Source organism: Dethiosulfatibacter sp. (assembly GCF_983023055.1).
Map to the genome: position 1 here is coordinate 1 of NZ_CEZJXU010000116.1, position 3,937 is coordinate 3,937.

At 39.5% G+C, this 3,937-nt stretch carries 3 protein-coding genes and 1 pseudogene; all 4 read right to left on the reverse strand.

What is annotated here, in order from left to right; translation table 11 throughout:
• Positions 1-1,084: RNA polymerase factor sigma-54 (gene rpoN, locus AC3AX0_RS05625; RefSeq protein WP_487549328.1), on the reverse strand; the 1,084-nt coding region annotated here is incomplete at its 3' end.
• A gap of 276 nt (positions 1,085-1,360) precedes the next feature.
• Positions 1,361-2,305 carry an ABC transporter permease gene (locus tag AC3AX0_RS05630; RefSeq protein WP_487549329.1) on the reverse strand — a complete coding sequence of 315 codons (945 nt, stop codon included), beginning with the start codon at positions 2,303-2,305 and terminating at the stop codon, positions 1,361-1,363.
• Positions 2,302-3,453, reverse strand: coding sequence for an ABC transporter permease (locus tag AC3AX0_RS05635; protein ID WP_487549332.1), 1,152 nt, complete (start codon positions 3,451-3,453; stop codon positions 2,302-2,304). The genes AC3AX0_RS05630 and AC3AX0_RS05635 overlap by 4 nt, the downstream gene beginning before the upstream one ends.
• A pseudogene (locus AC3AX0_RS05640) lies at positions 3,440-3,937 on the reverse strand (ABC transporter ATP-binding protein); the annotation flags it as partial. The gene AC3AX0_RS05635 and the pseudogene AC3AX0_RS05640, both read right to left, overlap by 14 nt.

Below are 3,937 nucleotides of genomic sequence, written 5' to 3' on the forward strand. Positions count from 1 at the left end.
CAGCTACATTTTTCAGAACCATTGGCTTAAGGAATTTATTGCCTTTTTCAAAAAATTCTAGCTGATGCTTAAGAATTGACTCGGCAACCTTGTACATGGTGTTCCTTCTCTGTTCTATACTTTTTATGAGCCACAAGGAGGAGTTGAACTTGTCGTTCAGGAACTTATTGGTCTCCTTGTCATCGCTATTCTTCATTATTTTCTTGTAATAGTTGCTTATTCTTAGAAGGGGCATATCCGAATCGTTTACTATTATTACATATTCGTCTTCCACCTTTGTTATTGTAACATCTGCCGATATATACTTTATACTGTCGCTGTCAAGTACAAATCCCCTTGAAGGCTTGGGCTCCAACATCCTGATGATGTCACAGGTTTCCTGTACTCTTTTAACCGTAATGTCCAATACCTTGGCTATATGCTGCAGCTTGTTGCAGGCAAGGTCTTCTATATGGTAGTCGATTATATCATATACCTTCTCGTCAAATATACCCTTGTCCTTAAGCTGGATTTTCAAACATTCCTTTAGGTCTCTTGCTGCTACTCCAACAGGATCGAAGGTATGGACTTTTGCAAGAACATCTTCAACTTCATCCGGATCCACATTTATCTGGGCAGATATTTCATCAACTGTCATGGAAAGATATCCCTTGTGGTCCAGTGAATCGATTATTTCGTCACCTATCATCCTTTCCCTATCAGTATTGACCGCAAGTCCAAGTTGGGACCTCAGATGGTCATTCAAGGACTGTGCCTTGGATGTATATGATTCAAAGGATTGTTTTTCCTCACTACTTCCGCTATAAGCCTTATAGCTGTAGTCGTCGTATTTTTCAACTACCTCCTTCCAGTCAATCTTGTCTTCCTTTACTTCCGTTACTTCCTTTACTTCTGTTGTCTTTTCATTGTCCTGTTGGGAGGGTTTTTCCTGCACTTCAAGAAAGGGGTTAGATTCAACCTGCTTTTCCAGATAATCTTTCAATTCTACATTATTAAATTGAAGTACTTGAATAGCCTGACGCAACTCAGGTGTCATAATCAATTTCTGTGACTGTTGAAGATTTAATTCAAAACCAATTTTCATAATATTATTATCCTACGTACAAGATTCATACCAACTTTTTGATTTTGGTATGTTGTCTTACTAATTTTACCAAATTTTAACAAAAAAATAAAGAGATTTCTAAAATACAATACAACGTTTTCACAATTACCTCATTAACCATTGTCAAGACAAATATTGAAATTCTAACAACTTCAGCTTTTCAACAAAAATTCAAAAAGCCACAGACCTTAACAAGAAAGGTCTGTGGCCGAATCGCATTTTTTTCATTTTATTTACATTTTTTTATATAAATGTCTATTTTTCGCCTTTTTCATAAGGAATACCATCTGCTGCAGGTGCAGTAGCTTTTCCTACAACTCCTGCAAGTGCAAGAATAGTAGCTACATATGGAAGCATCTGAAGAAATTCAGGAGGTACATTGATGCCAATTGTCTGTGCCTGGATCTGAATAGCTTCTGTAAATCCAAAGAACAGACAAGCAAACAGTGCTCCAACTGGATGCCATTTACCAAATATCATAGCAGCCAAGGCGATAAAACCCTTACCTACTGACATCCCTTCCCTAAAAAGACTTACCGTTCCAAGGGATAGAGATGCACCTGCAAGACCTGCAAGGCCTCCTGATATCATTACACAGATGTATCTTATCTTGTATACGTTTATTCCCAAAGTGTCCGCTGCTCTTGGATGTTCTCCAACCGCCCTTATTCTCAACCCAAAAGGTGTTTTGAATATTATAAAGTATGATATATAAACTGCAAGGAAGGCCAGGTATACGAATGGTGTAAACCTGCTGAAAACATCCCCGAGTATCGGTATTTTTTCAAGGAATGAAAATGCTTTAGGATTTCCTGTCAAGGATAGTTCCTTTGGCAGTGAGTCAGTTTGACCTGACCTGTGCCATACTATTTCCAAAAAATATGCTGTAAGACTTACTGCAAGAATATTGATGGCAGTACCTACAACCACCTGATTTGACCTAAGATGTATGGCCATGAACGCAAGAAGCAAGGCTGTAACAACACCGGCTACAATTGCTCCAAATATTCCCAGTATGGAACTACCAAAGACATGAGTCACAAGTACAGCAAAGAATGCACCCATGAGCATCATTCCTTCAAGCGCAATATTTACAACTCCCGATCTTTCAGAGAAAGTTCCTCCAAGGGATGCAAATATTAGCGGAGTAGCAAGTCTGAATGCCGATGCAATGATTGCGAGTATTATAGTCAATGTCATTGTTCATCACCCTCCTCTGCCTTATTGTTGTTAATTTCTTCCACTTCAGCCATTTCCTTAAGTTTCATTACCTTTGCTTTCTTTCTTTTTTCCATAATTTCAAATATCTGGTTTGCGGCTACAAAGACGATTATGACACCCTGGATTATTCCTATTACTTCCTTTGGAATTCCTGCAATCTGCATCTTCCTTGCTCCGTTGCTCAGTATCCCAAAAAGAAGGGCAGAAAATATTATTCCAATGGGATGAATTTGTCCAACCAGGGCTACTGCTATACCATCAAAGCCGTATCCAGGCATGGCTGATGTCATAGTCACCTTATAGAGAAGTCCTGAAACCTGAACTGCTCCTGCCATTCCAGACAGAGCTCCCGAAATTGCCATGGCAAGAATAATATTTTTAACCTTGTTGATGCCTCCATATTCAGCGGCGTCAGGACTGTTTCCTACAGACCTTAACTCGTATCCAAGAGTCGTCTTAAAGAGTATGACATAGATAACAAATGCTGCAACCAAGCCTATGAATATACCCGTATGCGCACTTGAATAGCCAAACTGAGGAAAAATTTCACTAAGTTTGGCAAGCTTTCCATGATCGGCCAGTTTGACAGTATGAGCTTGCTTCACTGTTCCTTCCAGTACCTGTGGATTTAGTACCGCCTTTACTATATAATTTGTCAGGTGAAGTGCCGTATAGTTTAGCATAATGGTGGTAATTACCTCATGCACTCCAATTTTCGCCTTGAGAAAGCCAGCTATTGATGCCCACAATGCTCCCGCTATTGCTCCTGATAAAATAATTACAGTTATTAGAAGATACTTAGGAAGCCACTGGAAATACCATCCTGCTGCAACTGCTGAAATTGTACCCATAATATATTGTCCTTCAGCTCCAATGTTGAATAGTCCAGTTCTGAAAGCAACTGCAATGGAAAGTCCCGTGAAGAGTATTGGAGTGGTCTTGTAAAGTGTTTCTCCAAACTTTGATATTCCACCCAGGCTGCCCTCAAAAAGTGCCTTGTATGCTACAATGGGACTATTGTTTGATGCAATGATGAAAACAGCTCCTACAATGAATCCAAGAATTATTGCAAGGAGTGGGAATCTGAAATTGTCCCAAAATCTTTTTAATATCTTATCCTCTTTCATCAGTTTCACCGCCTTCCTCCAAAGTACCTCCAGCCATCATGATACCTATTTTCTTCTCAGTTGCGTCCTTTCTGTCAAGAGTACCAACAATCTTGCCGTCGTATATTACACCGATTCTGTCCGCCAGGGCCAGTACCTCGTCAAGCTCCAGTGAAACAAGAAGAACTGCCGTACCCTTGTCTCTTGCCTCTACGATTTTTTTATGTACAAATTCTATTGAACCTACATCAAGACCTCTTGTTGGCTGTGCTGCAATGAGAAATTTAAGGTCCTTGTGAAATTCCCTTGCAACTATTGCCTTCTGCTGGTTTCCTCCTGAAAGTGATTTTGCTGAAACATTTTCACTTGGAGTCCTTACGTCAAATTCCTCGATGAGTCTTTTGGCATGATCATGAATTATATCGTAATTCATAAATCCTTTTTTTGAAAAAGGTTCCTTGTAGTGATATCCAAGTATCATATTTTCAGCCAAATCATGCACAAG